This window comes from Diaphorobacter sp. JS3050 (assembly GCF_013154915.1).
Classification (GTDB): Bacteria; Pseudomonadota; Gammaproteobacteria; order Burkholderiales; family Burkholderiaceae_C; genus Diaphorobacter; species Diaphorobacter nitroreducens.
In genome coordinates, this window is record NZ_CP053553.1 from 3,198,010 (window position 1) to 3,224,567 (window position 26,558).

At 68.1% G+C, this 26,558-nt stretch carries 25 protein-coding genes and 1 tRNA gene; 4 read left to right on the forward strand and 22 right to left on the reverse strand.

Annotated features, from left to right (window positions below):
- Positions 1-32: 32 nt before the first annotated feature.
- Both HND92_RS15345 and serS read right to left on the reverse strand, forming a co-directional pair.
- Positions 33-117: transfer RNA gene (locus tag HND92_RS15345), tRNA-Ser, on the reverse strand.
- A 34-nt stretch (positions 118-151) separates the two neighbouring features.
- Positions 152-1,480, reverse strand: coding sequence for a serine--tRNA ligase (gene serS, locus HND92_RS15350; protein WP_172208200.1), 1,329 nt, complete (start codon positions 1,478-1,480; stop codon positions 152-154).
- 132 nt (positions 1,481-1,612) lie between these two features.
- On the opposite strand from serS, the gene HND92_RS15355 reads away from it, so the two are divergent.
- Entirely contained in the window at positions 1,613-2,293 is a 681-nt protein-coding gene (locus HND92_RS15355; protein WP_172208210.1) for an HPP family protein, read from the forward strand.
- A 3-nt stretch (positions 2,294-2,296) separates the two neighbouring features.
- Here the strand turns inward: HND92_RS15355 and HND92_RS15360 are convergent, their stop codons facing one another.
- The 3 genes from HND92_RS15360 to HND92_RS15370 form a co-directional block, all read right to left on the reverse strand.
- Positions 2,297-3,619 (reverse strand): hemolysin family protein, encoded by a 1,323-nt coding sequence (locus HND92_RS15360; protein ID WP_172208212.1) that lies wholly within the window; start codon positions 3,617-3,619, stop codon positions 2,297-2,299.
- A gap of 249 nt (positions 3,620-3,868) precedes the next feature.
- Entirely contained in the window at positions 3,869-4,864 is a 996-nt protein-coding gene (gene ispH, locus HND92_RS15365; RefSeq protein ID WP_172208214.1) for a 4-hydroxy-3-methylbut-2-enyl diphosphate reductase, read from the reverse strand.
- Positions 4,865-4,877: 13 nt separating this feature from the next.
- Positions 4,878-5,354, reverse strand: coding sequence for a peptidylprolyl isomerase (locus tag HND92_RS15370; RefSeq protein ID WP_172208216.1), 477 nt, complete (start codon positions 5,352-5,354; stop codon positions 4,878-4,880).
- An 82-nt stretch (positions 5,355-5,436) separates the two neighbouring features.
- On the opposite strand from HND92_RS15370, the gene radC reads away from it, so the two are divergent.
- Genes radC through HND92_RS15385 form a run of 3 tightly spaced genes read left to right on the forward strand, consistent with a single transcriptional unit; the run spans position 5,437 to position 8,029 of the window.
- A complete protein-coding gene (radC, locus tag HND92_RS15375) occupies positions 5,437-6,153 on the forward strand; it encodes a DNA repair protein RadC (protein WP_015914096.1) in 717 nt (238 codons plus the stop codon).
- Positions 6,150-7,364, forward strand: a complete 1,215-nt coding sequence (locus tag HND92_RS15380) for an esterase-like activity of phytase family protein (protein ID WP_172208218.1) — start codon at positions 6,150-6,152, stop codon at positions 7,362-7,364. The genes radC and HND92_RS15380 overlap by 4 nt, the downstream gene beginning before the upstream one ends.
- Complete coding sequence (locus HND92_RS15385; RefSeq protein WP_253940050.1) at positions 7,361-8,029, forward strand: Smr/MutS family protein; 669 nt, start codon at positions 7,361-7,363, stop codon at positions 8,027-8,029. The genes HND92_RS15380 and HND92_RS15385 overlap by 4 nt, the downstream gene beginning before the upstream one ends.
- Before the next feature lie 134 nt (positions 8,030-8,163).
- On the opposite strand, the gene HND92_RS15390 is transcribed toward HND92_RS15385, so the two are convergent.
- From HND92_RS15390 to HND92_RS15470, 17 genes are all read right to left on the reverse strand, one after another.
- Entirely contained in the window at positions 8,164-10,245 is a 2,082-nt protein-coding gene (locus HND92_RS15390; protein ID WP_172208222.1) for a bifunctional 2',3'-cyclic-nucleotide 2'-phosphodiesterase/3'-nucleotidase, read from the reverse strand.
- Between the two features lie 138 nt (positions 10,246-10,383).
- Positions 10,384-10,809 (reverse strand): group II truncated hemoglobin, encoded by a 426-nt coding sequence (locus HND92_RS15395; RefSeq protein WP_047349808.1) that lies wholly within the window; start codon positions 10,807-10,809, stop codon positions 10,384-10,386.
- Between the two features lie 36 nt (positions 10,810-10,845).
- Complete coding sequence (locus tag HND92_RS15400) at positions 10,846-11,232, reverse strand: TraR/DksA family transcriptional regulator (protein WP_172208224.1); 387 nt, start codon at positions 11,230-11,232, stop codon at positions 10,846-10,848.
- A 43-nt stretch (positions 11,233-11,275) separates the two neighbouring features.
- Positions 11,276-12,847, reverse strand: coding sequence for a bifunctional aminoglycoside phosphotransferase/ATP-binding protein (locus tag HND92_RS15405; protein ID WP_172208226.1), 1,572 nt, complete (start codon positions 12,845-12,847; stop codon positions 11,276-11,278).
- A 45-nt stretch (positions 12,848-12,892) separates the two neighbouring features.
- Positions 12,893-13,120, reverse strand: coding sequence for a hypothetical protein (locus tag HND92_RS15410; RefSeq protein ID WP_015914103.1), 228 nt, complete (start codon positions 13,118-13,120; stop codon positions 12,893-12,895).
- 9 nt (positions 13,121-13,129) lie between these two features.
- The gene (locus tag HND92_RS15415) at positions 13,130-15,703 is read right to left on the reverse strand and encodes an ABC transporter permease (RefSeq protein WP_253940051.1); all 2,574 of its coding nucleotides are present in this window, start codon (positions 15,701-15,703) and stop codon (positions 13,130-13,132) included.
- Between the two features lie 72 nt (positions 15,704-15,775).
- Positions 15,776-16,666 carry a formate dehydrogenase accessory sulfurtransferase FdhD gene (locus tag HND92_RS15420; RefSeq protein ID WP_135149745.1) on the reverse strand — a complete coding sequence of 297 codons (891 nt, stop codon included), beginning with the start codon at positions 16,664-16,666 and terminating at the stop codon, positions 15,776-15,778.
- Between the two features lie 114 nt (positions 16,667-16,780).
- On the reverse strand, positions 16,781-17,173 hold the full coding sequence (locus HND92_RS15425) for a hypothetical protein (protein ID WP_011806560.1): 393 nt from the start codon (positions 17,171-17,173) through the stop codon (positions 16,781-16,783).
- Positions 17,170-18,375 carry a formate dehydrogenase subunit gamma gene (locus HND92_RS15430; RefSeq protein ID WP_172208228.1) on the reverse strand — a complete coding sequence of 402 codons (1,206 nt, stop codon included), beginning with the start codon at positions 18,373-18,375 and terminating at the stop codon, positions 17,170-17,172. Before HND92_RS15430 ends, HND92_RS15425 begins: the two co-directional genes overlap by 4 nt.
- A 13-nt stretch (positions 18,376-18,388) precedes the next feature.
- Positions 18,389-18,622, reverse strand: a complete 234-nt coding sequence (locus tag HND92_RS15435; protein WP_011806562.1) for a hypothetical protein — start codon at positions 18,620-18,622, stop codon at positions 18,389-18,391.
- Positions 18,619-19,239 carry a formate dehydrogenase FDH3 subunit beta gene (gene fdh3B / locus HND92_RS15440; RefSeq protein ID WP_011806563.1) on the reverse strand — a complete coding sequence of 207 codons (621 nt, stop codon included), beginning with the start codon at positions 19,237-19,239 and terminating at the stop codon, positions 18,619-18,621. Before fdh3B ends, HND92_RS15435 begins: the two co-directional genes overlap by 4 nt.
- A 10-nt stretch (positions 19,240-19,249) precedes the next feature.
- Positions 19,250-22,219, reverse strand: a complete 2,970-nt coding sequence (locus HND92_RS15445; RefSeq protein WP_172208230.1) for a formate dehydrogenase subunit alpha — start codon at positions 22,217-22,219, stop codon at positions 19,250-19,252.
- A gap of 21 nt (positions 22,220-22,240) precedes the next feature.
- A complete protein-coding gene (locus HND92_RS15450) occupies positions 22,241-22,453 on the reverse strand; it encodes a formate dehydrogenase (RefSeq protein ID WP_172208232.1) in 213 nt (70 codons plus the stop codon).
- A 175-nt stretch (positions 22,454-22,628) separates the two neighbouring features.
- A complete protein-coding gene (locus HND92_RS15455; RefSeq protein WP_011806566.1) occupies positions 22,629-23,267 on the reverse strand; it encodes a molecular chaperone in 639 nt (212 codons plus the stop codon).
- A complete protein-coding gene (locus HND92_RS15460) occupies positions 23,264-25,327 on the reverse strand; it encodes a 4Fe-4S dicluster domain-containing protein (protein ID WP_172208234.1) in 2,064 nt (687 codons plus the stop codon). The genes HND92_RS15455 and HND92_RS15460 overlap by 4 nt, the downstream gene beginning before the upstream one ends.
- Complete coding sequence (locus HND92_RS15465; protein ID WP_172208236.1) at positions 25,287-25,970, reverse strand: DUF3306 domain-containing protein; 684 nt, start codon at positions 25,968-25,970, stop codon at positions 25,287-25,289. Before HND92_RS15465 ends, HND92_RS15460 begins: the two co-directional genes overlap by 41 nt.
- Positions 25,963-26,544, reverse strand: a complete 582-nt coding sequence (locus HND92_RS15470; protein ID WP_015914112.1) for a DUF3305 domain-containing protein — start codon at positions 26,542-26,544, stop codon at positions 25,963-25,965. Before HND92_RS15470 ends, HND92_RS15465 begins: the two co-directional genes overlap by 8 nt.
- Positions 26,545-26,558: the final 14 nt, after the last annotated feature.

The window sequence follows — 26,558 nt, forward strand, 5'->3', positions numbered from 1 at the left end:
CGCTCGGGCCCGTCTGATATGAATACTTGCAGTGGAGGGTGGGATTCGAACCCACGGTAGTGTTGCCACTACGCCTGATTTCGAGTCAGGTACATTCGACCACTCTGCCACCTCTCCTGTGTGTCGAAGCCCGCGATTCTAGCAGGAAATTTCAGACCGGCAGCGTGGCTTGGCCGCCCATGTAGGGGCGCAGCACCTCGGGAATGGTCACGCTGCCGTCCTCGTTCTGGTAGTTCTCCAGCACCGCCACCAGCGTGCGGCCCACGGCCAGGCCAGACCCGTTGAGGGTGTGCACCAGCTCGTTCTTGCCCTGCGCGTTCTTGAAGCGCGCCTGCAGGCGGCGGGCCTGGAAGGCTTCGCAGTTGCTCACCGAACTGATCTCACGGTAGGTGTTCTGGGCGGGCAGCCACACTTCCAGGTCGTAGGTCTTGGCGGCGCCAAAGCCCATGTCGCCCGTACACAGGCTCATCACGCGGTAGGACAGGCCCAGCTTCTGCAGTACAGCCTCAGCATGGCGGGTCATTTCCTCCAGCGCCTCGTAGCTCTTGTCGGGATGCACGATCTGCACCATCTCGACCTTGTCGAACTGATGCTGGCGGATCATGCCGCGCGTGTCCCGGCCGTAGCTGCCGGCTTCCGACCGAAAGCAGGGCGTATGGGCCGTGAGCTTGAGCGGCAGCTGGGCCTCGGCCAAGACTTCGTCGCGCACGAAGTTGGTCAGGGGCACCTCGCTCGTGGGGATGAGGTACAGCTGCGCGTTGTCGGGTACGGGCTCGGCATCCTGACCGCCCTTCTGGGCCGCGAAGAGGTCGCCCTCGAACTTGGGCAATTGGCCCGTGCCCTTGAGCGAGTCTGCATTGACGACGTAGGGCACGTAGCACTCGGTGTAGCCGTGCTCCTGGGTCTGCACGTCCAGCATGAACTGCGCCAGGGCCCGGTGCAGGCGCGCGATGCCCCCCTTCATCACCGTGAAGCGCGATCCCGAGAGCTTCACGCCCATGTCGAAGTCCAGGCCCAGCGGCTCGCCCAGGTCCACATGGTCCTTGGGGGTGAAGCCCAGGCTGCGCGGCTGTGGGCCATCGGGGCTCCAGCGGCGCACCTCCACGTTGGCGCTCTCGTCCGAGCCCACGGGCACGCTCTCGTGCGGCAGATTCGGGACGGCGGCCAGCATCGTTTGCAGTTCGCCCTGGATCTGATCCAGCCGGGTGGCAGAACCGTCCAGTTCCGCCTTGATCGCGGCCACCTGGGCTTTCGCAGCCTCGGCGGCGTCCTTCTCACCCTTGCCCATGAGCATGCCGATCTGCTTGGACAGCTGGTTGCGCTGCGACTGCAACTCCTCGGTGCGCATCTGGATGGTCTTGCGCTCGGACTCCAGGGCCTGGAACGCCTCCACATTCAGGAAGGCCTGGGGCTTCTTGCGGGTTTCCAGCCGTGCGACGGCCGATGCGAGGTCTTTGCGAAGGAGGAGGATGTCTAGCATAGGCGGCGATTTTAGTGGCGCAGCCCGGCATGCTAAGAGCGTACTGGGGCGAAAGCCGCGGCGTTTCGCGCCGATAACATGGCAATGCACCACCAATGCGGGTGCATTGGCCAGGGGTCAGGAGGCAAAGCCATGTTTTTCGTGTTCGGCCCTTCGGGGCAAATCTACCGGGGTGGACCGGACAAGCTGGCGCAGGTGGCGCCGGTGCGGCGCGTGCACCGCCCCCAGGCCCTGCGCACACGCGCCCTGGACAGCGACGCGGCACCTGTTGCGACCGCAGCCCCTCCCGCCACGGCGCAGACGGCGACGCCCAAGCCCCTGCGCCTGCTGGAGGCCGTATCGGCCTATGTGCAGACCGATCAGGGCCCCGCCCAGCCGCGTCAGCCGCTGTCGCGCGTGGGCGACGTGATGACCAGGGGCGCGCTCACGGTGGCCCCCGATCAGCGCGTGAACGATGCATGGCAGACGCTGGCCGAGCACGAAATCGCACAGGCCCCCGTGGTGAATGATCAGGGCCAAGTGGTGGGCCTGCTGCTGCGTGCCGACATGGCGCCCCTGGACCTGCTGCCCGAGCCCGGCGCGGTCAAGCAGGCCATTGAGCTCGCGCGCCGGCCGGTCTCCGAAGTGATGGTGAGTCCCGTGCCCACGGTGGCTGCGGACACGGAACTGCGCCGCGTGGCGGGCGTGCTGCTGGACACCGGCCTGCCCGGCCTGCCGGTGACGGATGAGCGCGGGTTGCTCGCGGGTTTCATCTCGCGCACCGACATCCTGCGCGCGGTGGCGGCGGACCCGCCGCTGGACCTGTGGAGTTGAGCCTCAGTCGCCGCTCGCGGGATCGGCGCTGGCCTCCTCATCGGGCAGGCGGGAGGCCAGCACCTTGTCGATGGTCTTGCCGTCCATGTCCACCACCTCGAAGCGCCAGCGTTCCCACTGCACCGTGTCGGTGACCTTGGGCAGCTTGCCGGTGAGCAGCATGACCATGCCGCTCAGGGTCTGGTAGCGGCCGCGGTCCTCTTCGGGCACGGTGGACAGTTGCAGCCGGTCCTTGAGCTCGGGCACGGGGATATGGCCATCCAGCAGCCAGCTGCCGTCCTCGCGCTCCACGGCCCAGGAGGTTTCAGGGTCGCGCGGCTGGAACTCGCCCGTGATGACCTCGATGATGTCCTGCACTGTCACGATGCCCTGCACCTCGCCGTACTCGTCAATGACGAAGGCCATCTGTACGTCGGACTGCCGGAAGTTGTCCAGCAGTTCCATGGCATTGATGGTCTCGGGCACGTACAGCGCCGTCTGCAGCGGCTGGGTCGTCAGGTCGCGCGCCTGGGCATCGCGCACCGTGCGCGACAGCCACTGGCGCGCGTTGAGCACGCCCAGGATGTTCTCCATGCCGCCGCGCACCACCGGAAAGCGCGCATGGTCGGACTCCTCGATGCGCCGCAGGTTCTCCTCGAAAGGCTCCTCCACATCGAGGAACACCACGTCCGCGCGCGGCACCATGAGCGAGCCGATCTGCCGGTCGTCCAGGCGGAACACGTTGCGCACCATCTGGTGCTCGTGGGACTCGATCACGCCGGCACTCGTGCCCTCGGCCAGCACGGCGTGGATCTCGTCCTCCGTCACGGCACTGGCGGAATACTCCTTCACCCCCAGGGCGCGCAGCAGCCCCTCGGTGGAGATCGACAGCAGGCGCACGAAGGGCTTGGTGGCGAGCGCCAGCCAGTTGATGGGGCGCGCCACGACGCGCGCCACCGTCTCGGGGTAGCTCTGGCCCAGCCGCTTGGGTACCAGCTCGCCGACGACGATCGAGAAGTAGGTGATCAGCACCACCACCAGGCCCGTGGCCAGGTAGCCGGCCAGTTGCGGCTCCACCCCCAGGCCCAGCAGCCACTCGCCCAGCGGCTTGGCCAGGGCCGACTCGCCCACGATGCCGTTGAGCACGCCGATCGAAGTGATGCCGATCTGGATGGTGGAGAGAAAGCGCGTGGGGTTCTCACCCAGCTTGGCCGCTGCGATCGCCCCGCTATCGCCCTCATCGATCAGCTTCTGCAGGCGCGTCTTGCGCGCGGAGACCAGAGCCAGCTCGGACATGGCGAACACGCCATTGAGCAGGATGAGGGCGAACAGTATTGCTATTTCCATATGCAGGGGGCCCAGCGTGCCCCCACGGTGTGAAGAAGCGGAAATTGTAAAGAGGCCCACATTCTGCGGGGGATTGGCCATCCGGTGCCACATGCCCCACCCACGCCCAGGCATTGCAATATAGATGCCAAATATGCCCTTAGCGCTTATCCATCAAGCGCGAGCAGCTATCAATAATGAAGCAAAGCTGTCGCAGACAGGGTTTGTGCAGCCCCGCGACGCCCGGCTTTAGCGGGCGAAGAAGTGCGTTCAGTGTCCGCCCGGTCCGGTTTCGGGCGGGCGCTCGGTGATCTCCAGGCCCGTCGCGGTGTCCAGCTTCAGGCCCTTGGGCAGCGGGAATTTCACGGTTTCCTCGATGCCGTCCAGCTTGCGCACGGCCACCGCACCCAGTTCCTTGATCCGCGTGATCACGGCCTGCACCAGCACCTCGGGTGCCGACGCACCGGCCGTGAGGCCCACGCGGGAGATGCCGTCAAACCACTCGTGGCGCAGCTCGTCCACGCTGTCGATCATGTAGGCCGGCGTGCCCAGGCGCGCTGCCAGCTCACGCAGGCGGTTGCTGTTGGAGCTGGTGGGGCTGCCCACCACGATCACCAGGTCCACCTGCGGGCTGAGCAGCTTCACCGCGTCCTGGCGGTTCTGCGTGGCGTAGCAGATGTCCTGCTGCTTGGGCTCGCGGATGGAGGGAAAGCGCGCGCGCACGGCGGCGGTGATCTCGGCCGCGTCGTCCACGCTGAGCGTGGTCTGCGTGACCACGGCCAGCTTCTCGGTCTGCGCGGGCTGCACACGGGCCACGTCGGCCACGTCTTCCACCAGGTGGATGCCATGGTCCAACTGGCCCATGGTGCCCTCGACCTCGGGGTGCCCCTTGTGGCCGATCATGATGAACTCGTAGCCTTCCTTGGCCAGCTTGACCACCTCGACATGCACCTTGGTCACCAGCGGACAGGTGGCGTCGAAGATGGTGAAACCCCGCGCGCGCGCCTCGTCCTGAACAGCGCGGCTCACGCCGTGGGCCGAGAAGATCAGCGTGGCGCCGGGCGGCACCTCGTCCAGGTCCTCGATGAAGATCGCGCCCTTGGCCTTCAGGTCGTTCACCACGTAGGTGTTGTGCACGATCTCGTGGCGCACGTAGATGGGCGCGCCGAACTTGGCAATGGCGCGCTCGACGATCTCGATGGCCCGGTCCACCCCCGCGCAAAAGCCGCGCGGCTCGGCCAGAACGATTTCCTGGGGTTTTTGCATGGCGGCGTCCCGTTCAGAGCACGCCGATGAGCAGCACTTCGAAGGTGACGGGCACGCCCGCCAGCGGGTGGTTGAAGTCACAGCGCACGGCGCCGTCTTCGCGCACCTCCAGCACCACGCCGGCGTACTGGCCCGTGCCGTCGGGCGTGGGGAACTGCACCACGTCGCCCACGGTGTACTCCTCGTGGGGGTCGCCCAGCTCGTTCAGCAGCTTCTTGGCCACCCATTGCTGCATGTCGGGGTTGCGCTCGCCGAAAGCCTCGCCCGCGGCCAGCTCGAACGTGGCGCGCGCACCCTCGGGCAGGTCGATCAGGCGCTGCTCCAGCGCGGGCGAAAGCTCGCCCGTGCCGACCGACAGCGTGGCGGGCTTGTCCTCGAAGGTATTGATCACGTCACCCGCTGGGCCGGCCAGGCGGTAGTGCAGCGTGAGGAACGAGCCCTGTTGCACAGTGGGCACGGAGGACGAGGATGCGAAGGCGTCTGCGGTCATGAAAGCTCTCGATAAACTGCCGGCATTGTAGAAAACCGGGCAAGCCCCCACGGCCGTATGCCGGGGCGGCGCCCACCGCGCCATGCCCCTCAAAGACCTGCCGCTGGATGCCCAGCCCCGCGAAAAGCTGCTCGCACGCGGCCCCGCAGCACTGTCCGACGCCGAACTGCTGGCCATCCTGCTGCGCACGGGCCTGGCGGGCAAGGGCGTGCTGCAGCTGGCCCAGGAGCTGCTGGATGATCCCGTGCGCGATCCCGCCACGGGCCGCAGCGCCGGCGGCGGCTTTGGCGGCATTGCCGGGCTGCTGCACGCCAGCAGCCAGGACCTGCAGCGCATCAAGGGCCTGGGCCCCGCCAAGCGCGCCGAGCTGATGGCCGTGCTGGAACTCGCCCGCCGCGCCATGGCCCAGCAGCTGCGCGAGCGCGAGGTGTTCGACTCCCCGCAGGCCGTCCAGCACTACCTGCAGCTGCACCTGGCGGGGCGCACGCACGAGGTGTTCGCCGTGCTGTTCCTGGACAGCGGCAACCGCCTGATCGCCATGGAAGAGCTGTTCCGGGGCACGCTCACGCAGACCTCGGTCTACCCCCGTGAAGTGGTGCTGCGCGCCCTGCACCACCATGCCGCCGCCGTGGTGCTGGCGCACAACCACCCCAGCGGCAGCGTGCAGCCCAGCCGCGCCGACGAGGCGCTGACCCAGACCTTGAAGGCCGCGCTGGCGCTGGTGGACGTGCGCGTGCTCGACCATGTGATCGTGGCGCCAGGCGCGGCCCTGTCCATGGCCGAGCAAGGGCTGGTGTGAGCGCACCGGGGCGCGCGCGGCGCGTACTGGCCCAGGCGCTGCTGCTGGCCATGGCGGGCTGCGCCCCGCTGGCCACGCGCCTGCCGCCCCCGCAGCCGCCGGCCCAGGCCCCGCTGCTGCGGCTCATCGGCACCGCCACCGTGCCGCCGCTCACCCGCTATGGCGGCACCACGGTGGGCGGCCTCTCCGGCATCGACTACAACGCCGCGCAAGACACCTACCTGCTCATCAGCGACGACCGCTCCAGCCATGACCCGGCGCGCATCTACACCGCCCGGCTGCGCTACGACGCCACCGCCCTCGCCCCGCCCGAATTCACCGGCGTGCATACGCTGCTGCATGCCGGCGGCCGGCCCTACGCGCCGTGGCTGAGGGCGCACCCCGGCATGGACGTGCCCGACGCAGAGGCCGTGCGCTGGCTGCCTGGCGGCGCGCAGTTCGTGTGGACCAGCGAGGGCGACTTCAGCCGCGGCTTCGGCCCGCAACTGCGCGTAAGCCGCGCCGACGGCGCGGCCGTGCGCGATGTCGCCCTGCCCGCCCGCTTCACGCCCCAGGCCGGCAGCGGACCGCGCAGCAACGGCACGCTGGAGGGCCTCGCCCTGGCGACCGATGGCCGCACCGCATGGCTGTCCATGGAACTGCCCTGGCGCCAGGACGGCCCCCCGGCCACGCCCGCGTCGGGCGGTGCGCCGGTTCGCATCACAGCCATCGACCTGGTCAGCGGCCAAGCGCTGCGCCAGATCGCCTACCCGCCCGACGCCGTGCCGCAGGCCCGCCGCCTGCCCTGGGGGCCGCAGATGAACGGGGTAAGCGAGATCCTGGCCGATGGTGCGCACCACCTGCTGGTGCTGGAGCGCGCCTACAGCGCCGGCGCCGGCTTTGCCGCGCGGCTGTACCGCATCGACACGCGCGCGGGCAGCGACACGCTGGCGCTGGATGCGCTCACCCCCGCCAACCACCACAGCCCACCCAAGACCCTGGTGGCCGACTTCGCCGCCCTGGGCCTGGATGTGGACAACCTGGAGGGCATGACCTGGGGCCCGCCCCTGCCCGGCGGTGGCGCAGGCGGCAGCACGGCGGGCAGCTGCGTGCTGGTCTTCGTGAGCGACGACAACTTCAACCCCGCGCAGGTCACGCAGTTCATTGCCGCCGAATACCTGGACCCCCAGGGCGGACATGGACGATGCGGTACAACCGCCCCCAGCCCATGAACGCTGCCCTCACCGCCCGTTCCTTCGCCGACCTCAAGCCCCTGCGCCGTGCGTTGCAGGAGGCCGCGCAGCAGCGGGCCGAGCGCGAGCGCCTGCGCCGCGAGGCCGAGCGGCGCGCCCGCGCCGAGCGCCACCTGTTCGCCGATGCGGTGGGCCCCGTGCAGCCGCTCAAGCGGGGACACGAGCGGCGCTGGTCCACGCCCGAGCCGCCCGAGCCCCTGCCCGTGCAGCGCGCGCTGGACGAAGAGCGCGTGCTGCGCGAGTCGCTGAGCGACGAGTTCGACGTGACCACGCTGCTGGACGTGGACGACCAGCTCAGCTTTCGCCGCCCGGGCATCGGGCTGGACGTGACGCGCAAGCTGCGCGGAGGGCACTGGAGCATCCAGCGCCAGTTGGACCTGCACGGCCTGCGCACCGATGAGGCGCGCGAGGCGCTGGGCGATTTCATCCGCCTGGCGCACCGCACGGGCCTGCGCTGCGTGCGCGTGGTGCATGGCAAGGGGTTGGGGTCGCCGGGCCGCACACCGGTGCTCAAGGGCCGGGTGCAACGCTGGCTGGTGCAAAAGAAAGAGGTGCTGGCCTTCGTGCAGGCGCGGCCGCTGGACGGCGGCGCGGGCGCGCTGGTGGTGCTGCTGCAGCCCGGGCGGCGCAGGCCGGGCGGCTGACGACCAGCACTACAAGCCAAAACAGCCTCCAGCGCTTATCCATCAAGCGCCAGCAGCTATTGTTTTAGAAGCAAAAGGCCCACGGGGGCGTGCACCACCGTGGGCCCGCCCCCGTGCGGGGGGACGCGCAGCGCTTACTTGGACAGGTCGATCTTGTACTTGGCCATGCCCTTGCCCGAGCCGTCATCGGCCGCGAGCAGCGACACGCCGGCCAGCCCCGCGGCCTGGGCCACGGGCAGCGCGTCCGCGCCGGAGCTGAACACCACGTCGCCCGCGGTCGACACCTGGGTGAAGCGCCAGCTCTTGGCCGCGCCGTTGGCCACGCGCGTGACCTGCGGGTTCTTGCGCACGTACTCGATGACCACGTCACGGTTGGCATCCGGCGAGGCCCAGATGGTGGCCGAACCGTCCAGCTTCGGGATGAAGCTCTTGCCGCTGGTGGCGCGGTAGTTGTTGGTGGCGATCACGAACTCCTGCGCCGGATCGATGGGCTGGCCCTTGTAGGTCAGGCCCTTGATGCGGCTGCCCACGGGCTGCGTCACGTCGATCTCGTACTGCACGTCCGCGGTGGTGAACATGTCGAAGTTGTAGCCGGGGAAGGTGCTGATGAGCGCCTGCTCGCCGGCCTTGGCGGGGTCGATCTGGTTGAAGCGCTTGGCGGCGGCCTCCAGCCAGTCCTTGACGTCGGCGCCGTTCACCTTCACCGCGTACACGGTGTTGGGGTACAGGTACAGGTCGGCCGCGTTGTAGATGGCCAGCGGGCCGGCCGCGACGTCGGTGAAGTCCTTGCCGCCCTGGAAGCCCGACTTGAACGGCGCGCTCACCGACAGCACGGGCAGCTGCGCGTACTGCGGCAGGTTGGCCTGGATGTAGGCCGCCACGTAGGCCTGCTGCGCCTGGTTCACGATCTGGATCGCGCCGGGGTCGCCCACGTCGGCAAACAGCGTGCTCATGCGGAAGTCGGTGTTGCCGATCGGCGTCTTCACGTAGTTGATGGCGGCCTGGTGCTGGCTCTCGATCAACGGTGCCACGGCGGGGTCGGCGGCCACGAATACGTTGGCGCCTGCGGCGTCCTTGGTCTGGATGTTGCGCAGCTCGCTCTTGCTGGCGGCCTTGTCCACGCTCCAGGCCTTGCCGTCCCACTTCAGCGCGAGCTGGATCACGCCCAACGCCTTGCCCCAGGAGCTGGCCATCACGGCAGGCACGCCATTGATGGTGCCGGCCTTGTTGTCCACGCCAGCCTGCGTGAAGGCGGGCTTGGCCGACAGGTCCGGGAACACGCTGTGCTGGTGGCCCATGACCATGGCGTCGATGCCCGGCACCTTGGACAGGTGCAGGCCCGGGTTCTCCATGGTGGGCGAATAGCTGCTGGCGTCCAGGCCGCCGTGCAGCAGCGCGACGACCAGCTGGGCACCCTTGGCACGCAGCTCAGGCACGTACTTCTGCGCGGCCTCCACGGCGCCTTCGGTGTAGACCTTGCCCTCCAGGAAGCGCTTGTCCCAGTTCATGATGCCCGGCGTGGTGAAACCGATCACGCCGATCTTGATGGGCAGCTGGACCTCCTTGCCGTCGCCGGACTTGGCCACCAGCGTGCGCTCCAGCACCGTGTAGGGCTGCACCAGGGGCTTCTTGGTCTTGCTGCTGTACACGTTGGCCAGCACGGCGGGATAGCCGTTGCCCGCACATTTCTTGGTGGCGTCCACGCCGTCCACCTCCAGGCCGCCGCCCAGCACCTGGTTCAGGAACGGCAGGCCGTAGTTGAACTCATGGTTGCCCAGCGTGCCCGCGTCAAAGCCTAAAGCGCCCATGGCCTTGTACATGGACAGCTGCTGCGTGCAGGGGATGGGGCTGACCGTGGCCTCGTAGTCGGCCAGGGCCGTGCCCTGGATGGTGTCGCCGTTGTCCACCAGCAGGGTGTTGGCGAACTCCTTGCGCGCGGCGCGCACCAGCGTGGCCGTACGCTCGAAGCCGTAGGTCTTGTCCTCGGCCAGCTTGAAGTAGTCGAAGCTGCGCACGTTGAAGTGCAGATCGGTGGTTTCCAGCACGGCCAGCGTGGCCGTGGCGGGCGTGGCGGCAGAGCTGTCGCCATCGTCGTCGTTGCCGCCGCAGGCGGCCAGCAGCGCGGCACAGGCCAGCGCGCCCAGCGCATGGCGACGGGGGAAAACAAAGGCTAGGCGCGCGGCAAATGGCTGGCCGCGCAAGAAAGTGTCCTGCATGGAAGACCCTGGTGGTGGATAAAACGCCAGAGTCTGTAGGGCGGGTTTGACAGGCATGTGACGCCGCGGGTCCGCATGTCGCATCCGTCTTCACCGCGCTTGCCACAAGCGCCAATAGCTATTGAATCAATAGCTATTTCAACCGCCGCGGTTGCGCATCCAGTCGGCCGTGCCCATGAAGCTCTCGTTCAGGCGCGCGCGCAGGTCGTCGGGCACACCCACCTCGCCCATGGCCTGGTCCATGCAGGCGACCCACTGGTCCCGCTCCAGGATGCCGATGGAAAACGGCATGTGGCGCGCGCGCAGGCGCGGGTGGCCGAAGCGGCTCTGGTAATGGTCGGGCCCGCCGAGCCAACCGCAGAGGAACCAGAACAGCTTGTCGCGCGCGTCATCCAGCGTAGTGCCGTGGCTGGCACGCAGCTCGGCGTAGCCGGGCTCCAGGTCCATGAGGTCGTAGAAACGGTCCACCAGTTGGCGGATGCGCGGCTCACCGCCGATCCGCTCGAACGGTGTGGCAGGCGTGGGGGCGGACGGCGCGGGATCAGGTGCTGACATACGCGCCATTGTAGAAAGCGGGCCGGCGCCGCTTCCTCAGGGCTGTCAACGCTCGCCGCGCGCCTCGGCCTTGGACTGGCAGGCAATGCAGCGCGCCGCCGCGGGCTGGGCCAGCAGGCGGGCCACGCCCACGGGCTGGCCGCAGTCAGTGCACTCGCCATAGCTGCCGTCGGCCAGGCGTGCCAGGGCCGCGCGCACCGCCACCAGCTCGTCGTGGTCGCGCGTGGCCTCGGCGTCGCGCACGGTGGCTTGCGCCATGCGGTCGGCCTGATCCTTGCGGTCGTCCAGCCGCTCGGCATCGGCGCGGTTGGTGACCACGGCCAGCGTGTCGCGCTGGGCCTCGCCCAGTTCGGCCAGCAATTGCTGCTTGCGCTGCTCCAGCGCGCCGCGCAGCTGTTCGCGTTGGGAATCGGAGAGAGGGGTGGTGTTCATGGTTTCAGCATGCCACTGGCGATACGGGGCATGTTGACACACATCAAGCACCGCCCTCCGCGCCACGACCCGCCGCCTGCCAACGGCGCCACAGCGCGGCCGCATCCCATGCCCGGTCGGTGGCCAGGTCCAGCACCTGCGCCTGCTCGTCGGGCGCCAGTGGCTCGGCGCTGTCCTGCTGGCGCGCGAGCACGGCCAGGCTGGCCTCCGACGGGTCGGTGCCGGCCGCGCTGCGGCGCAGCACGCGCTCGCACAGTTGCTGTGGGTCCGCATGGCAATGCAGGATGGTGAACGGAACGCCCAATTCGCTTGCCAGCGCGCGAAAGGCGTCGCGCTCGCGCCGGTGCAGGAAGGCCGCGTCCACGATCACCGGGTAGCCTGCCTGCAGCACGGCGCGGGCCTGCTGGCGCAGGTGCGCGAAGGTGCGCTGCGAGGCCTCGGGGGTATAGATGTCCACGCCCCGCGCGGCGGAGCGGTCCAGCGCCGCCAGGCCATACAGGCGCTTGCGCTCTACATCCGAGCGCAGGCGCACGGCACCTTGCTCCAGCAGCGCGGCGGCGACGGTGGACTTGCCAGACCCCGACAGTCCGTAGGTGATCAGCAGGCGGGGGGCCAGCGGCGCGGCCAGGCGTTCGGCGCAAGCCAGATAGTCCGGCCCCGATGTCCCCGCCAGACCCTGCGCGGCGCGCAGACGCGCGGCCATGGCCCGCACCAGCGCGCGGTAGATCTCGTAGGGGCGCAGCACGGCCAGGCCGGCATAGTCGCCCGTGACCGCCAGGTAGCCGTCCAGGAAGCGCCAGGCCAGGTCCGACCGGCCATGGGCATGCAGGTCCATGCTGAAGAAACCCGCGTCGGCCAGCGTGTCGATCCAGCGCAGCGGCGGGCTGAACTCGATGCAGTCGAAGGCGGTGAGCGCACCCGCCAGCAGCACCACGTTGCCCAGGTGCAGGTCCCCATGGCCTTCGCGCACATGGCCCGTGGCGTGGCGCACGGCCCAGCACTGGGCCAGCGTGGGCTGGCGCGCGCTGAACCACGTGCGCAGCGCCGCCAGCCGCGCGCGCTCGGCTTCGCCGAGCAGCGGCGCCAGCGTGTCCAGCACGCCGGTGATGGCCTGCTCCACCTGCACGGCGGTGCCCCAGCCGCCATCCGGCGGCGCCACCGGCGCGCCGACGTGAAAGCGCGCGAGATGCACTGCAAACGCGTCCACCTGCGCGGGCAGCAACGCGCCGGCGCGCACCAGGGCGTCGGCCTCGCTGCCCGCGGGAAAGCGGCGCATGCGCAGCACCCAGTCGATAGCGTTGCCGGTTTGCTCCACGCTCCCCAGGCGCGGCGCCTTGGCGCTGCCCACCACCGGCAGTATGTCCCGGTAGAGCATGGGCGCCAGGCGCTGGTTCAGGCGCAGTTCCTCGCCGCAGAAATGGCGCCGCGCCTGCAGCGTGCGGAAATCGGCAAAGGGTAGGTGCAGCGGCTTTTTGAGCTTGTAGGCATGCGTAGGGGTCAGCAGCAGATGCGACAGGTGCGTCTGCACATGCTCCACCGGCCCCCCCTCGGCCACGCCCAGGGCCCGACACAGCGCGGCAGCCAGATCGGCACTCTCGTCTGCGTCAATAAGCAAATTGGCCTCCAGCGCAATACCAGCAAGCGCTGGCAGCTATCAAAATCATTGTTGACGATGGCGCAGCGAGGCGTCCCAGGCCGGGTTGGGCAGGCCCTGGCCGGCGTACTGCTGGTTGCGCGAGTTGGAGCGCCACACGCCGCCGCCCACGCCCACCTGCGGCTGCGTGCGGTACCAGTACCAGCGCCCGTCTTCGTCCTGCGCCAGCCAATCCCAGCCCTCGGGCGCCTGCGACCAGTCGGGTTCCCAATGCGGCGTGTCGTGTTGCGGCATGGCCCCTCCTCACTCCTGCGCTGCGCTGCGCAACGTCTGTACCACGGGGCGGCGCAGCACCTCGCGCAAACCCCACCAACCCGCCGCCAGCGCCAGCAGCGCACCCGCCAGCGCACCGGCGATCGGCACCCAGAACTGGGCCGTCCAGCTGAAGTCGAACACATAGCGCGCCAGCGCCCAGCCCACGGCCACGGCCACACAGCTGGCCAGGAAGCCCGCCAGCAGGCCCACGCCGGCCAATTCGGCACGCTGCACCTGTCGCAGCAGGCTGGCACGCGCGCCCACGGCACGCATGATGGCGAATTCGCGTGCGCGCTCCTCGCGCGTGGCGGTGACGGCCGCGAACAGCACCACCAGCCCAGCCGCCAGCGTGAAGGCAAACAGAAACTCCACTGCGCGGATCACCTGCGCCAGCACCCCTTGCACCTGGGCCAGCGTGGCGCTCATGTCCACGTTGGTGATGTTGGGGAAGGCATGCACCAGCGCGTTGTCAAAGCCCGGCTGCTGCGGCGCGCGGTAGGCGGCCAGGTAGGTGTAGGGCACGTCGGGCATCTGCGCCACCGGGTACATCACGAAGAAATTGGCACGCATGGAACTCCAGTCCACCTGACGCAGGCTGGTGATGCGCGCCTCGCTCTGCACGCCGGCGATGTCAAAACGCAGTCGATCGCCCAGCTTGAGGCCCAGCGTCTTGGCGATACCCTCCTCCACGCTCACGGCGCCGTGCTCGTCAGGGGTCCAGCGCCCGCCCACGATGGGGTTGTGCTCCGGCGCGTCGTGGGCGTTGGAGAGGTTGAACTCACGGTCCACCAGGCGCTTGGCGCGGTCGTCCTCATAGTCGTCCATGCCCACCGGGCGGTCGTTGATGGCCACCAGCCTGCCGCGGAACATGGGGTACCAGTCGTACTGCGCCACGCCCGCCCGCTGCAGCATCTGGCGAAAGGCCTCGGCCTGGTCCGGCAGGATGTTGATCACGAAACGGTTGGGCGCCGTGGCCGGCGTGGCACGCTGCCAGCTGGCGATGAGGTCCGTGCGCAGCAGCACCAGCAGCACCAGCGCCAGCAGCCCCACCGCCAGACTGCTGACCTGCACCACGGCATAGGCGGGGCGCGCGGCGATCTGGCGCGTGGCCAGCACCAGCCAGCGCGGCGCCGTGGTCTCGCGCACACTCTTGCGCAGCAGCCCCACAGCCGCCCAGGCCAGCGCGGCAAACAGCAGCGCGGCTGCGGCAAAACCACCCACGGCGATCGCGCCGAGCTTCCAGTCGCGGCTGACCACCAGCAGCAGCGCCGCAAACCCCGCCACGCCCAGGCCCAGCACAGCCAGGGACGTGGGCCGCACATTCCCCAGGTCACGCCGAATCACGCGCAGCGGCGGCACCTGCGCCAGCTGCAGCACCGGCGGCAGGCCGAAGGCGCACATCAGCGTGAGGCCCACGCCCACGCCGAAGGCCACGGGCCAGAGGCTGGCCGCAGGCAGTGCCGATTCCACCAGCCCCGCAAGCAGCAACACGAACACATGGTGCACCGCAAAGCCCAGCAGCACACCCAGCGCGCTGGCGAACAGGCCGACCAGAGCGAACTCCATCACATAGGCGCCGGCGATCGTGCGCTGGCTCTGGCCCAGCACGCGCAGCAGCGCGGCGGCGTCCAGATGCTCGTTGGCGAAGCCGCGCGCGGCCAGCGCCACGGCCACGGCCGAGAGCAACGCCGCCAGCAACGCCACGAGGTTGAGGAACTTCTGCGCGCGGTCCAGCGTCTGGCGCATCTCAGGCCTGCCGCTGTCCAGCGACTCCACACGCACGCCGCGCATGCCCGGCTCGGCCGCCGCCGCACTGGCCCAGGCGGTGAAGCGCTTGACGGCGTCCGGTGTGCCGGCCACCGCAAAGCGGTAAGTGATGCGGCTGGCGGGCTGCACCAGCCCGGTAGCGGGCAGATCCATCGCATTGAGCATCACGCGCGGGGCAAAGTTCATGAAGCCCGCCCCACGGTCGGGCTCCAGCGTGATGATGCGCGTGATGCGCAGTTGCGTGTCCCCCAGCAGCAGGAAGTCACCCAACTGGAGCGCCAACGACTCCAATAGCGGAGCGTCCACCCAGACCTCGCCCTGCGCTGGAATGCTGTGTGTGGGAATGCCGGGGCGCTGAGGGGCGTCCGCCACCTGCAGGCGGCCGCGCAACGGGTAGCCCGGCTCCACGCTCTTGAGCGCCACCAGCCGGCTGGCGCCGCCCTGCAGATCGGGCGCGCGCCCCATGGTGGGAAAGCTCAGGGTGGTCACGCCCGTCAAACCCAGCGCCCGTGCCTGCTCCACAAACGCGACGGGCGTGGGGTTGTCGCTGGCCACCACTGCGTCGCCTCCCAGCAGTTGCAGTGCGTCGCGCGCCAGGCCACCCTGAAGTCGATCCGCAAAGAAACCCACCGAGGTGAGCGCTGCCACGGCCAGCGTCACGGCGACCATGAGCAGGCGCAACTCGCCCGCGCGCAGATCACGCCAGAGCGTGCGCCAGCCCAGGCGAGCCCATGGCACAGCGATGCGGCCGGTTGGCGAGTCTTGCGAAGATGCGGAGGCGGGGGATGCGGGCATGGCGTGCATCATGCCACCGGCACTATGTGTGCCTCCGTGCCCGCCATTGGCCACATAGGGCCCCTTGCGCCGCTACGCAGCGGGTACAGGCGGCGCCTGTGCCAGCTCTGGCTGCAGCACCAGCCGATCCGCCCCGCTGTAGCACAGAAAGCGCCGATTGGTCGCACGTCCGATGGCGCACAGCCCCAGCTGGCTGGCCACGGCATGCCCCATTTGCGTCATGCCGCTGCGCGACACCACGATGGGCACCCCCATCTGGGCGGATTTGATGACCATCTCGCTCGTGAGGCGACCCGTGGTGTAGAACACTTTGTCGCTGCCCTGCATGGCCTCGGCAGGCTGCTGCATCCACATCCAGCCCGCAATGGTGTCAATGGCATTGTGGCGTCCCACGTCCTCCACAAAGACGAGCATCTGCGGCCCCTGGAACAGGGCGCAGCCGTGCACCGAGCCGGCGGACTTGTAGGTGGATTCCTGAAGTCGGATGGCGTTGACGATACCGTACAGCTCGGCCTGCGTCAGTTGCGCGGGAGGCAGCTGTATGCCGGCCACCTCGTCCATCAAGCCGCCGAACACGCTGCCCTGGCCGCAGCCGGTGGTGACGACCTTGCGCGCGGTGCGCTCTTCGATGCGTGCGATGCCGCGGCGCGTGGCGACGGCGGCGGCGTTGACCTCCCAGTCCACGGTGATGGACTCGATCTCCTCCACGGAATCCACCAACCGCTGGTTGCGCAGGTATCCCAACACCAGCAGCTCAGGGTGTGCGCCCAGCGTCATCAGCGTGACCAGCTCGCGCCGATCCACGTACACCGTGAGCGGGCGTTCGGCGGGAATGTACAGCTCTTCGCGCTCGCCTCTTTCGTTGATGGCTTGCACCGCATGGGTGAGCGGCGCAACCGCCTGCGTGAGCCGCGGCACACTGGCATGGCGAGAGAGGGTCTGTGGTTGGGACGTTGGCGTCATGGGTGCAGCGTACACGTAACGACGCCCCGGCGCGCAGAGCGCGGCGGGGCGTGCAGGACAGAGGCCACGGTCACCGGCCCACGGGCCTCCAGGCACCGCGGACTGGCGGCTCGGTCAGCTCTTTGGGGCCGACGCGGCGGCGGCCGGCACGGCCGTGTTGGGGGGGCTGGTGGCCGTGCCCGCAGGCGAGTGAGCACCCGCGGCCTCTAGCGGCTTGGCCTCCGGCGGCGTGTAGCTGAAAGGACCCGGATCAAGGCACGCGGGGGCAGGAACAGCAGGCGCGGGGTTCGGCGCGGTGCGGCGGTAGTGCGCCACCACGCGGTCCTGTGCCTGACACAGCTTATAGGCGTCCATCTTGCCGGACCATGCGGCCTTGGCGGCGGTCTCTGCCGCCTTGGCCTGTGCCTCGGGCGACAGGGGCGGCAGCTTGGCGGCTGCCACGCCGGCCAACGACGCCAGCGCCAGACCCGCTGTGCAGCGGCGCACGAGAGTTGCTGCAAAAATCATGAGGTTCCTCCTACGGCGGGGTGGGAAGGCGTGGTTTGCGCGGCGGGAGCCGCACCACTGCGCTGTGCGGGAATCTTGCCGCTGCGGACATCGTCGGCCCACAGCTCATGGTGCTCGCGCGCCCAGGCCTCGCTTACGTAACCGGTCTTCATGGCCTTGTAGGCCCCGCGCATGCCGATCGTGCCCATGTAGATGTGACCCAGCAGCAGCGCCATCATCCAGAGGGCCAGCGTGGCGTGCACCATGTGGGCGATCTGCATCTCTCCGCGCAGCAGGCCCCAGCCGGGGATCAACTTGTCGAGCACCAGGCCCGACAGCACAACAAACACGCCGGGAATAGTGATGCCCCACCAGAACATGCCCTTCTCGCCTGCGTTGAAGCGGTGCGACGGCACTTCCTTGTTGGTGAACATGCCACCTGCCTTGGACAGCCAGACGAAGTCCGCGCGGTTGGCGATGTTGTCCTTGATGAAAGTGACGATGATCACCGTGAGCGACACGGCGAACAGCGGGCCCATGAAGTTGTGCACGTTCTTCGCCGCGTACGCCAGCCAGCCGAAGAGCTGTGCGCCCAGCACGGGCAGCAGGAAGAACTTGCCGAACGCCATCAGGATGCCCGTGATGGCCAGCGTGACGAACGCAATCGCATTGGACCAGTGCGCCGCGCGCTCGAAGGGCGTGAAGCGCTCGATCCGGCGACCGCCAGCCTCGGCATCCGCGTGGCCCAGGGTGCCCTTGGTCACAAAGAAGATGGCCAGCGCCAGCACGGTGATGCCCAGCAAGGCCGCGCCGTAGGGAATGATCCAGTTATTGCGCACCTCGCGCCACGCCTGGCCTGCCGTGGTGTAGCGCGAGCCGGGGTATTGCGCGAACGGCTGGATCAGGTTGCCGGCCTCAGGGGCCTGGCTCGCCGGCAGGCTGCTGTAGCCCGTCACCCCATCTCGCACCTGCCGCCACATGGGCGCGTTGTTGCCCGGCTGAACCTTGGCACGCTCACCGTTGGTCTGCTGGGCGTAGCCCGGCTCCTCACTGGCATCGGGCTTCACGTCGAAGATGTTCTGGCTTTTGACGGCACCAACCGCCGCCGGCACAGGGGCAGCGTCTGCCGCCGCGGGCGCTGCCGCGTCGCTGGCGGGCGCCGCCGGGGCCTGCGCCCACGCGGCACCGCTGGCAAGCAGCAATGCACACAAGAGGTGTTTCATGGCAGACCTCGCATCACCGCACGCGGTTGTATTCGTTTTGGCCGTATTGCATGCGGGCCTTGAGCTTTTGCTCCCAGCTGCCCGCATCGCCCGCCTTCCAGTCGGGAGAAGTGAAGTTGCTGCCCGTGCCTGCGTAGGGCGGTGCGTCGTACTTCACACCGCCGCCGGTCTGCGGTTTTTCGCCGCAGGCCGTCAGGGCCACGGCTGCGCCCAGGGCGCCCAGAACATGCCATGCACGCGTCTTCATGACTTTGCTCCCGCCGGCGGCTGGCCGGCCTGCTTGGAACCATAGGCCGTGCCCCAGCCCCAGACCTCGGCGCCCTTGCCGCGCTGGACCACGCGGGTGCGGAAGATGTCGGCGACCACGTCGCCGTCACCGGCCAGCAGCGCCTTGGTGGAGCACATTTCGGCACAGGCGGGCAGCTTGCCCTCGGCCAGGCGGTTGCGTCCGTACTTCTCGAACTCGGCCTGGCTGCCGTGCTCCTCGGGACCACCGGCACAGAAGGTGCACTTGTCCATCTTGCCGCGCACACCAAAAGTGCCCTGCGAGGGGAACTGCGGCGCACCGAACGGGCATGCATAGCTGCAATAGCCACAGCCGATGCAGACATCCTTATCGTGCAGCACCACACCTTCTTCGGTGCGGTAGAAGCAGTTCACGGGGCACACCGCCATGCAAGGCGCATCGCTGCAGTGCATGCAGGCGACCGAGATGGACTTTTCACCGGGCACGCCGTCATTCAGGGTCACCACGCGGCGGCGGTTCACACCCCAGGGCACTTCATGCTCGTTCTTGCACGCCGTCACGCAGCTGTTGCATTCGATGCAGCGCTCTGCATCACAGATAAATTTCATGCGGGCCATTGCGGTCTCCTCACGCAGCTTCCACGTTGCAGATCGTGGTCTTGGATTCTTGCATCATGGTCACGCTGTCGTAGCCATACGTTGTCGCGGTGTTCACGGCCTCGCCACGCACCAAAGGCGCTGCCCCCTTGGGGTAGTACGCCAGCATGTCAGCGCCTTGCCAGCGGCCGGAGAAGTGGAATGGCATCCACACGGTGTCGGGCGCTACGCGCTCGGTGACCAGGGCCTGCACATTCAGGCGTGCGCCGGTGGGCGAGCTGAGCCACACGCGGCTGCCGTTGCGAATGCCACGGTCGGCAGCGGTCTTGGGGTTGATTTCCACGAACGCTTCCTGCTGCAACTCGGCCAGCCAGGGGTTGGAGCGGGTTTCTTCACCACCGCCTTCGTACTCGACCAGGCGGCCCGACGTCAGGATGAGCGGGAACTTCTCGTACACCTTGTCGGCCACATTCTTGTCCTGCAGGCTCTTGTAGAGCGTGGGCAGGCGCCAGAAAGCCTTCTTGTCCTCGTGCGTGGGGTACTTGGCCACCAGATCGGGACGCGTGCCATAGATGGGCTCGCGGTGCTGGGGAATCGCATCGGGGAAGTTCCACACCACGGCCCGCGCCTTGGCGTTGCCAAAGGGATGGCAACCATGGTTCTTCATGACCACGCGGATGATGCCACCCGAGGGGTCGGTCTTCCAGTTCTTGCCTTCGGCCGCCGTCTTCTCGGCGTCGGTCAACTCGTCCCACCAGCCCAGCTTCTTGAGCAGCACGTGGTCAAACTCGGGGTAGCCGGTGGTGATGTCTGCGCCCAGTGAGTGCGATCCATCCTCGGCCAGCAGGTTCTCGCCATTGCGCTCCACGCCGAAGTTGGCGCGGAAGTTACCGCCACCGTCCATGACGTGCTTGGATGTGTCGTACAGGTTGGCCGTGCCGGGGTGCTTGAGCTCGGGCGTGCCGTAGCAGGGCCATGGCAGGCCGAAGTAGTCACCTGCAAAGTCGTAGCCGGTTTCCTTGTCCTTGCCGCCCTTGGCCTTCAGGGTCTTCACGTCGAACACATGCATGTTCTTCATGTGGGCCTTCAGGCGCTCAGGGCTTTGGCCCGTGTAGCCAATGGTCCAGACACAGCGGTTGATCTCACGCAGGATGTCCTCGGGCACGGGTTCGTCCATGCCCTTGACCTTCTGCATCTGGTAGTTCTTGACCAGTTCCTTGTCGAAGCCAAGCTTCTGCGCGAACTGGTACATGATCATGTGGTCGCTGCGGCTCTCCCAGAGCGGCTCGATGACCTTTTCGCGCCACTGCAGCGAGCGGTTGGATGCCGTGCACGAGCCACTGGTCTCGAACTGGGTGGCCGCGGGCAGCAGGTACACCGCGCGGTTGGGGTTCAAGTCCTCGGGCTTGCCGGGCATGGCCGCCATGGCGGCGGTGGCCGACGGATAGGGATCAACCACGACCAAGAGGTCGAGCTTGTCCATCGCACGCTTCATCTCCAGGCCGCGCGTCTGCGAGTTGGGGGCATGCCCCCAGAAGAACACGCCGCGCAGGTTGGAATCCTGGTCGATGAGCTCGTTCTTCTCCAACACGCCGTCGATCCAGCGCGAGACGGTGATGCCGTTCTTGGTCATCATCGCGGGCGTGGCGTAGCGGCCCTTGATCCACTCGAAGTCGACCCCCCAGGCGTTGGCAAAGTGCTTCCACGCGCCTTCGGCCAGGCCGTAGTAGCCTGGCAGGGAGTCAGGATTGGGGCCAACGTCAGTCGCGCCTTGCACGTTGTCGTGGCCACGGAAGATGTTGGTACCACCACCGCTCTTGCCCACGTTGCCCAGGGCCAACTGCAAGATGCAGGAGGCACGCACCATAGCGTTGCCGATGGAATGCTGCGTCTGGCCCATGCACCACACGATGGTGCCGGGGCGGCTGTCGGCCAGCATCTTCGCAACCTTGAACATCTGTTCTTCTTTGACGCCGCAGGCCTCTTCCACCTTGTCGGGTGTCCACTTGGCCATGACCTCGTCGCGCACCTTTTCCATGCCGTAGACACGGTCATGGATGTACTTCTTGTCTTCCCAGCCGTTCTTGAAGATGTGATAGACCAGGCCGAACAGGAAAGGAATGTCGGTGCCCGAGCGGATGCGCACGTACTCGTCGGCCTTGGCAGCGGTGCGGGTGAAGCGTGGGTCCACCACGATCATCTTGCAGCCGGTTTCCTTGGCATGCAGCATGTGCAACATGCTCACGGGGTGGGCTTCAGCCGCGTTGGAGCCGATGTACAGAGCGACCTTGCTGTTTTGCATGTCGTTGTACGAATTGGTCATGGCGCCGTAGCCCCAGGTGTTGGCCACACCCGCCACGGTGGTCGAGTGGCAAATGCGCGCCTGGTGATCGCAGTTGTTGGTGCCCCAGAAGCTCACGAACTTGCGCAGCAGGTACGCCTGCTCGTTGCTGTGCTTGGACGAGCCCACAAAGTACACGCTGTCAGGGCCGCTGGCCTTGCGCAGCTCCTGCATCTTGGCGGTGATCTCATTGAGGGCTGTGTCCCAGCTGATGCGCTCGTACTTGCCGTTGACCAGCTTCATCGGGTAGCGCAGGCGGTACTCGCCGTGGCCGTGCTCGCGCACCGACGCACCCTTGGCGCAGTGCGCGCCCAGGTTGATGGGGGAGTCGAACACCGGCTCCTGGCGCACCCAGATGCCGTTCTCGACCACGGCATCCACAGCACAGCCCACCGAGCAATGGGTGCACACGGTGCGGCGCACTTCGATCTTGCTGTCGCCCAGGCCCACCTTGGCACCTTCAGCCGCTTGCGACTTCTTGACCAGGGTAAGTTGCGAGGCTGCAATGCCAACGCCTACCCCCAGGCCCGAGCGGCGCAGGAACGCGCGGCGGTCCATGGTGGGCAGCGCCTGCGAGAGTCCGCGCCGCAGGCTGTGCACGAAAGGGGAAGAGGCCTGTGCACCTTGCGGCGCATGGGAAGATTTTTTAGTCAGCAACATGGCGAACCCCGCTGTGCCGCATCAGATGCGGGTGGTGTTGTAGTAGTGGCGGACATGGTCCGATTCATGGTAGCCGCCGCCCCGCTCGGGGGTAGGGCGCGGGGCCTGTTCCACCACAGCCTGCGGGGTGGTCACCATGCGCGCAAGCACGGCCACGGAAGCGGCTGCGGCACCGACGGTGGCAGCACCTGCAAAGAAACGACGACGGGAAGGGGTGGGCTGGCGGTCCTGCATTTTTTGTCTCCAGGAATGCTGGCAAGAAAACGGAAAAAATCGCGGCGTATGAAGCCGCATGCATACAGTCTATGACATTGGTCACAATGCGGCAACGTCACCCGAGGACCGGGCTCGCCTTTGGCGATGGGCCTGCTGCACCGTTGCACGTTCCGCGCTAGGTGCGGCGCCGCGCTTACTCGAGCATGTCGAAGCCCTGCGACTCCACTGCCACGAAGGCGCGCGTGAACCGCGCCAGGACGGCGTAAAAGCGCGCCCGCGGCTGCTGCTCCAGCACATCACACAACTGCAGCACCCAGGGCTGGATATGCGCGGCAAAGAAGGTGCGCTGCGACTCCAGGTGGCACACGCCCCCATCGTCACCAGCGATCAGGTAGCGCATCACCTCGCACAGGTAGGCGATGTGGTCCTCGGTATCGGGCATGTCCTCCGGGGCGGCCAGGCCCAGGCGCTGCAGGTCGGTGCGCAGCCGCGCCAGGGGCTTTTCGTTCAGAAAGCCGCTCAGGTAGTGCGAGCCGTACAGGAATACCTCGGGCTTGCCCACGCCGCCAAAGAGCGCGTCGTACTCGTCGGCCACCGCGCCGTCCGTCAGCTCACGCGCCACGGCAACGAGCTGCTGCCAAGGCTCCTGCAAAAAGGCGCCGCTGGCGGGCGCCTCGGTCACGGCGACGCGCAACGCATCCAGCAGCGCCGGATCGGGCGAGGCGTAGTACAGCTGGGCCAACAGGCCGTACAACTCTGCGCGCGCGGTTTCCTCATCCAGCGCGGAGGTGGTGGCCGGGGCGGTGAGGTGGGCTGTGGTGGGGCTGCTCACAGGTCGGTCACTTTCGCTTCGTTCTGGGCGGAGTACAGGTCAATCACGCGGCAGTCGCCGCACATCTTGAGGCGTTCCAGCGCCTCGCCCTGGAACATCGGGTGGTCGGCCAGCCTGCCCAGCATGGCCTCGATGGCCTGCAGCGTGCCGAAAGGCTTGCCGCAGCGGATGCAGCCATAGGGCTGGGTCTCGTTCAGCACGCGCGGCTGGCCGCGCTCCGGCGTGAGCAGCATGCGCGGCTGCAGCGCGATGGCGTTCTCGGGGCAAGTGCGCTCGCACAGGCCGCATTGCACGCAATTCTGCTCAGTGAAGCGCAGCTGCGGTGCCTGCGGATTGTCCTGCAGCGCGCCGGCGGGGCAGGCGCTCACGCAGCTCAGGCACAACGTACAGCGGTCCTTGTCCACGACCACCGTACCCCACGGAGATGGCCCTTTGGGTAGCGCAATGGCCTCGGGCAACTCGCGCGCGGGGGCATTGGTCACCAGATGATCCAGCGCCAGCTCCAGCGTGGCGCGCTTGTCATTGGTCGGCGTGAAGCGGGCGGCCTGCGCCGGTACGCTGCCACACGCGCCGCCGATCGCGCGCAGCCCCGCATCCAGATCGGTCGCGGAGCGCGCATGCACGCAATGCAGATGCGTGCCCGTATAGCCCAGGCCGTGCAACAACGCCTGCGCCACCGCCATCTGCGACTGCAGGCCTTCCACGTACTGCGGTGCCTCGTCCCCCGTGAACAGCACCGCCACCTGTGTCGCCCCCTGCGCGATGGCACTGAGCCACAGATCGATACCGACACTGGCTGTATGCCACAGCGCCACGGGGATCATGTGCGCGGGCACGCCCTGGGCCACGCCCAGTTGGGCCGCGCGCCCCAGTTCATGCACGAGCTGCTGCCCGCTCTCCTGGCTGTGCAGCAGCAGGCTGGGCTGGCGGCCGCCGGCCTGGGCGTAAGTGGACAGCAGGGTACGGATGCGCGTGCCCATGTCCTGCGCGGACGGGTAGGCATAGCCCATGGCGCCCGTGGGGCAGACCGTGGTGCAGGCGCCGCAGCCCACGCACAGGTGTGGATTGACCACCACCTGCTGGCGCACGGGGTCGCTGCTGATGGCCTCGGCCGAGCAGATGTCCACGCAGGCATTGCAGCCCACCCCACGGTTGCGGCTGTGGGCGCAGAGCTTCTGGCGGTAGCTGAAAAACTTGGGCTTCTCGAATTCACCCACCAGGTCGCGCAGGCGCAGCAGCGCCTGCAGGTCGTGCCCGTCCCAGCGGAAGTACCCCTGCGGCAGCGCGTGCTGCAAAAAGGTGGGCCCGGCGCCGGCAGGGCGCAGGTCCAGCACCAGATCAAAGTCCTGCGACTGCACCTCGGCCTCGCGCTCGAAGCGGATGGCACCCGCCACCGCGCAGGCCTTCACGCAATCGCGGTGGCCGGTACAGGCCGTCATGTCGATCTGGTAATCGAGCCCGATGGCGTTCTCGGGGCAGGCGGTCACGCAGGCATTGCAGCGCGTGCACAGGTCCAGGTCGATGGGGTTGTCCGCCGTCCATTGCAGCGCAAATCGCCCCAGCCAACCCTTGAGTGACACAACGCGCCCGCCCAGCACGGGAAAGCGCCGCTCTTGCCGGCCACCGGCATCACCGGGGCCTTGCGCGAACAGCGTCACGTCCAGCACGTCAGCCAGCAGCGTGGCCGCACGCTCGGCGGCATCCAGCGCGCCGATGATCAGCAGACGTCCACCACTGCGAAAGCTCACGGTGGGCACAGGCTCGGGCTCTGGCAGATGGGCCGCCGCCAGCAACGCAGCGATCTTGGGGCCGGCCTGGCGCGCATCGCGGCTCCAGCCGCCAGTCTCGCGAATGTTGACGAAGCGCAGGGGCGAAGTGGCCCCTTCGGTCTGCTCGGCCAGTTCGGTGAACAGGCGTTGTTCCTGGGTGCAGGCGACAAGCACCGTCTCGCCGCTGCGCACGGCCTGCTGGAAGGCGCCGGCCTCGCGGCGGCACAGGGTGGAGTGGAGCGTCAGCTCCTCATGCAGAGCCGTTCCCAGTGCCCTGGGGTCCAGAGGCATGGTCCGGTTGCAATCGCATATCAGCGTCTTGGGCATCGGGTAGGTGGCTGGCGGGCGCGGTCTGCTGCGGTACAGCATCCGGCGCCTGCGGGCTAGGAATGGCGTTGCATACGCCGGACTGTGCCACATCAAGGTCGCCCGCGGCCTGCTGCGGCTCGATCACCCCAGCACCCTGGCCGGCCTTTGCCGTGCTGGAGCGCTCCTGCGGCGCGTCCTCCTGCACCAGCCCCAGCACCTTGGCGCTGGCGAGCTGGCGCAGCGTGCTCAGCGGCAGCGGCGTGGGCTGGGTGTAGTCGTCGATATAGACATCCAGCCCGTCCATCACATTGAAGTGCGGGTCGCTGAACAGCTTCTTCATGGCGGCGTTGCGAACCTCCGGCGCCACGCCGCGCGTCACGAAACTGGAGAAGTCGGACTCTGGCGTGAGCGCCTGCACGTCCTGCAGCGTAGGCAACGGCCGCGCTGCGGCTGCCGGTTGCGCTGCTGGCTGTGCGGTGAGTTGCTGCACGGGTGCCACAGGTGCTTCACGCTGCGGAGGCAGATCGGGCGCCGCAGCAACCTCCACCTCGGTCTGGGAAGCGGTTTCGGGGTCTCGCGCCTCCTGCTTGCGCCGCGACCACCGGCCCAGGAAGCCCTCAGCCATGACCGCCCTCGCCTTCTGCCGGCGCACCACCGCCACCGCCGCCTCCGCGCGTCTTGCCCGTGGAGATGGAAGCGGGGTTGCCGAACCGGTCGGTCAGTGGGCGGAAGCTCTCGGGCCGGCGGCGGCGCTTGGGCTCGGGCTGGTAGTGCTCCGTCACGAAGGCCTGAAGCCATTCGCGCACCGGGCCGGGCGCGGGCACCTGGTCCACGTTTTCCTGCGCATCCAGCCATCGGCCCGCGTCGTGGTAGCTCAGGCTCACATCGACCGGGCGCGCCAGCTGGTGCCCGTCCGCGCCGGGCTCCTCGTCCATGCGCCAGTGCACGAACCAACAGGGCTCGGGCGCGCTCAGATTGAGGTGGTAGCCCTCGACATCGTCGCGGAACAGCTCCACGGCGAAGCCGGGGAACAGCCAGTGCTCCTCGGCCTCGCTCTGGCGCAACAGGCGGGGCACGGAGCCAAACACGTCTTCATGCGGCACGACCTCGCCCAGGGACCAGCGCCAGGGCTGCCAGCGGTTGTTCAGGTGCTCGCGGCGCATGACCACAGCAACGGAGATAAAGGGGCGAGAGGACATGCGCGCCACTGTAC

Excerpts from the sequence above, each read along its gene's own strand:
- serS (WP_172208200.1), bottom strand. The coding sequence starts at position 1,480 with ATGCTAGACATCCTCCTCCTTCGCAAAGACCTCGCATCGGCCGTCGCA.
- HND92_RS15355 (WP_172208210.1), top strand. The coding sequence starts at position 1,613 with ATGTTTTTCGTGTTCGGCCCTTCGGGGCAAATCTACCGGGGTGGACCG.
- HND92_RS15360 (WP_172208212.1), bottom strand. The coding sequence starts at position 3,619 with ATGGAAATAGCAATACTGTTCGCCCTCATCCTGCTCAATGGCGTGTTC.
- ispH (WP_172208214.1), bottom strand. The coding sequence starts at position 4,864 with ATGCAAAAACCCCAGGAAATCGTTCTGGCCGAGCCGCGCGGCTTTTGC.
- HND92_RS15370 (WP_172208216.1), bottom strand. The coding sequence starts at position 5,354 with ATGACCGCAGACGCCTTCGCATCCTCGTCCTCCGTGCCCACTGTGCAA.
- radC (WP_015914096.1), top strand. The coding sequence starts at position 5,437 with ATGCCCCTCAAAGACCTGCCGCTGGATGCCCAGCCCCGCGAAAAGCTG.
- HND92_RS15385 (WP_253940050.1), top strand. The coding sequence starts at position 7,361 with ATGAACGCTGCCCTCACCGCCCGTTCCTTCGCCGACCTCAAGCCCCTG.
- HND92_RS15390 (WP_172208222.1), bottom strand. The coding sequence starts at position 10,245 with ATGCAGGACACTTTCTTGCGCGGCCAGCCATTTGCCGCGCGCCTAGCC.
- HND92_RS15395 (WP_047349808.1), bottom strand. The coding sequence starts at position 10,809 with ATGGCGCGTATGTCAGCACCTGATCCCGCGCCGTCCGCCCCCACGCCT.
- HND92_RS15400 (WP_172208224.1), bottom strand. The coding sequence starts at position 11,232 with ATGAACACCACCCCTCTCTCCGATTCCCAACGCGAACAGCTGCGCGGC.
- HND92_RS15410 (WP_015914103.1), bottom strand. The coding sequence starts at position 13,120 with ATGCCGCAACACGACACGCCGCATTGGGAACCCGACTGGTCGCAGGCG.
- HND92_RS15415 (WP_253940051.1), bottom strand. The coding sequence starts at position 15,703 with ATGCCCGCATCCCCCGCCTCCGCATCTTCGCAAGACTCGCCAACCGGC.
- HND92_RS15420 (WP_135149745.1), bottom strand. The coding sequence starts at position 16,666 with ATGACGCCAACGTCCCAACCACAGACCCTCTCTCGCCATGCCAGTGTG.
- HND92_RS15425 (WP_011806560.1), bottom strand. The coding sequence starts at position 17,173 with ATGATTTTTGCAGCAACTCTCGTGCGCCGCTGCACAGCGGGTCTGGCG.
- HND92_RS15430 (WP_172208228.1), bottom strand. The coding sequence starts at position 18,375 with ATGAAACACCTCTTGTGTGCATTGCTGCTTGCCAGCGGTGCCGCGTGG.
- HND92_RS15435 (WP_011806562.1), bottom strand. The coding sequence starts at position 18,622 with ATGAAGACGCGTGCATGGCATGTTCTGGGCGCCCTGGGCGCAGCCGTG.
- fdh3B (WP_011806563.1), bottom strand. The coding sequence starts at position 19,239 with ATGGCCCGCATGAAATTTATCTGTGATGCAGAGCGCTGCATCGAATGC.
- HND92_RS15445 (WP_172208230.1), bottom strand. The coding sequence starts at position 22,219 with ATGTTGCTGACTAAAAAATCTTCCCATGCGCCGCAAGGTGCACAGGCC.
- HND92_RS15450 (WP_172208232.1), bottom strand. The coding sequence starts at position 22,453 with ATGCAGGACCGCCAGCCCACCCCTTCCCGTCGTCGTTTCTTTGCAGGT.
- HND92_RS15460 (WP_172208234.1), bottom strand. The coding sequence starts at position 25,327 with ATGCCTCTGGACCCCAGGGCACTGGGAACGGCTCTGCATGAGGAGCTG.
- HND92_RS15465 (WP_172208236.1), bottom strand. The coding sequence starts at position 25,970 with ATGGCTGAGGGCTTCCTGGGCCGGTGGTCGCGGCGCAAGCAGGAGGCG.
- HND92_RS15470 (WP_015914112.1), bottom strand. The coding sequence starts at position 26,544 with ATGTCCTCTCGCCCCTTTATCTCCGTTGCTGTGGTCATGCGCCGCGAG.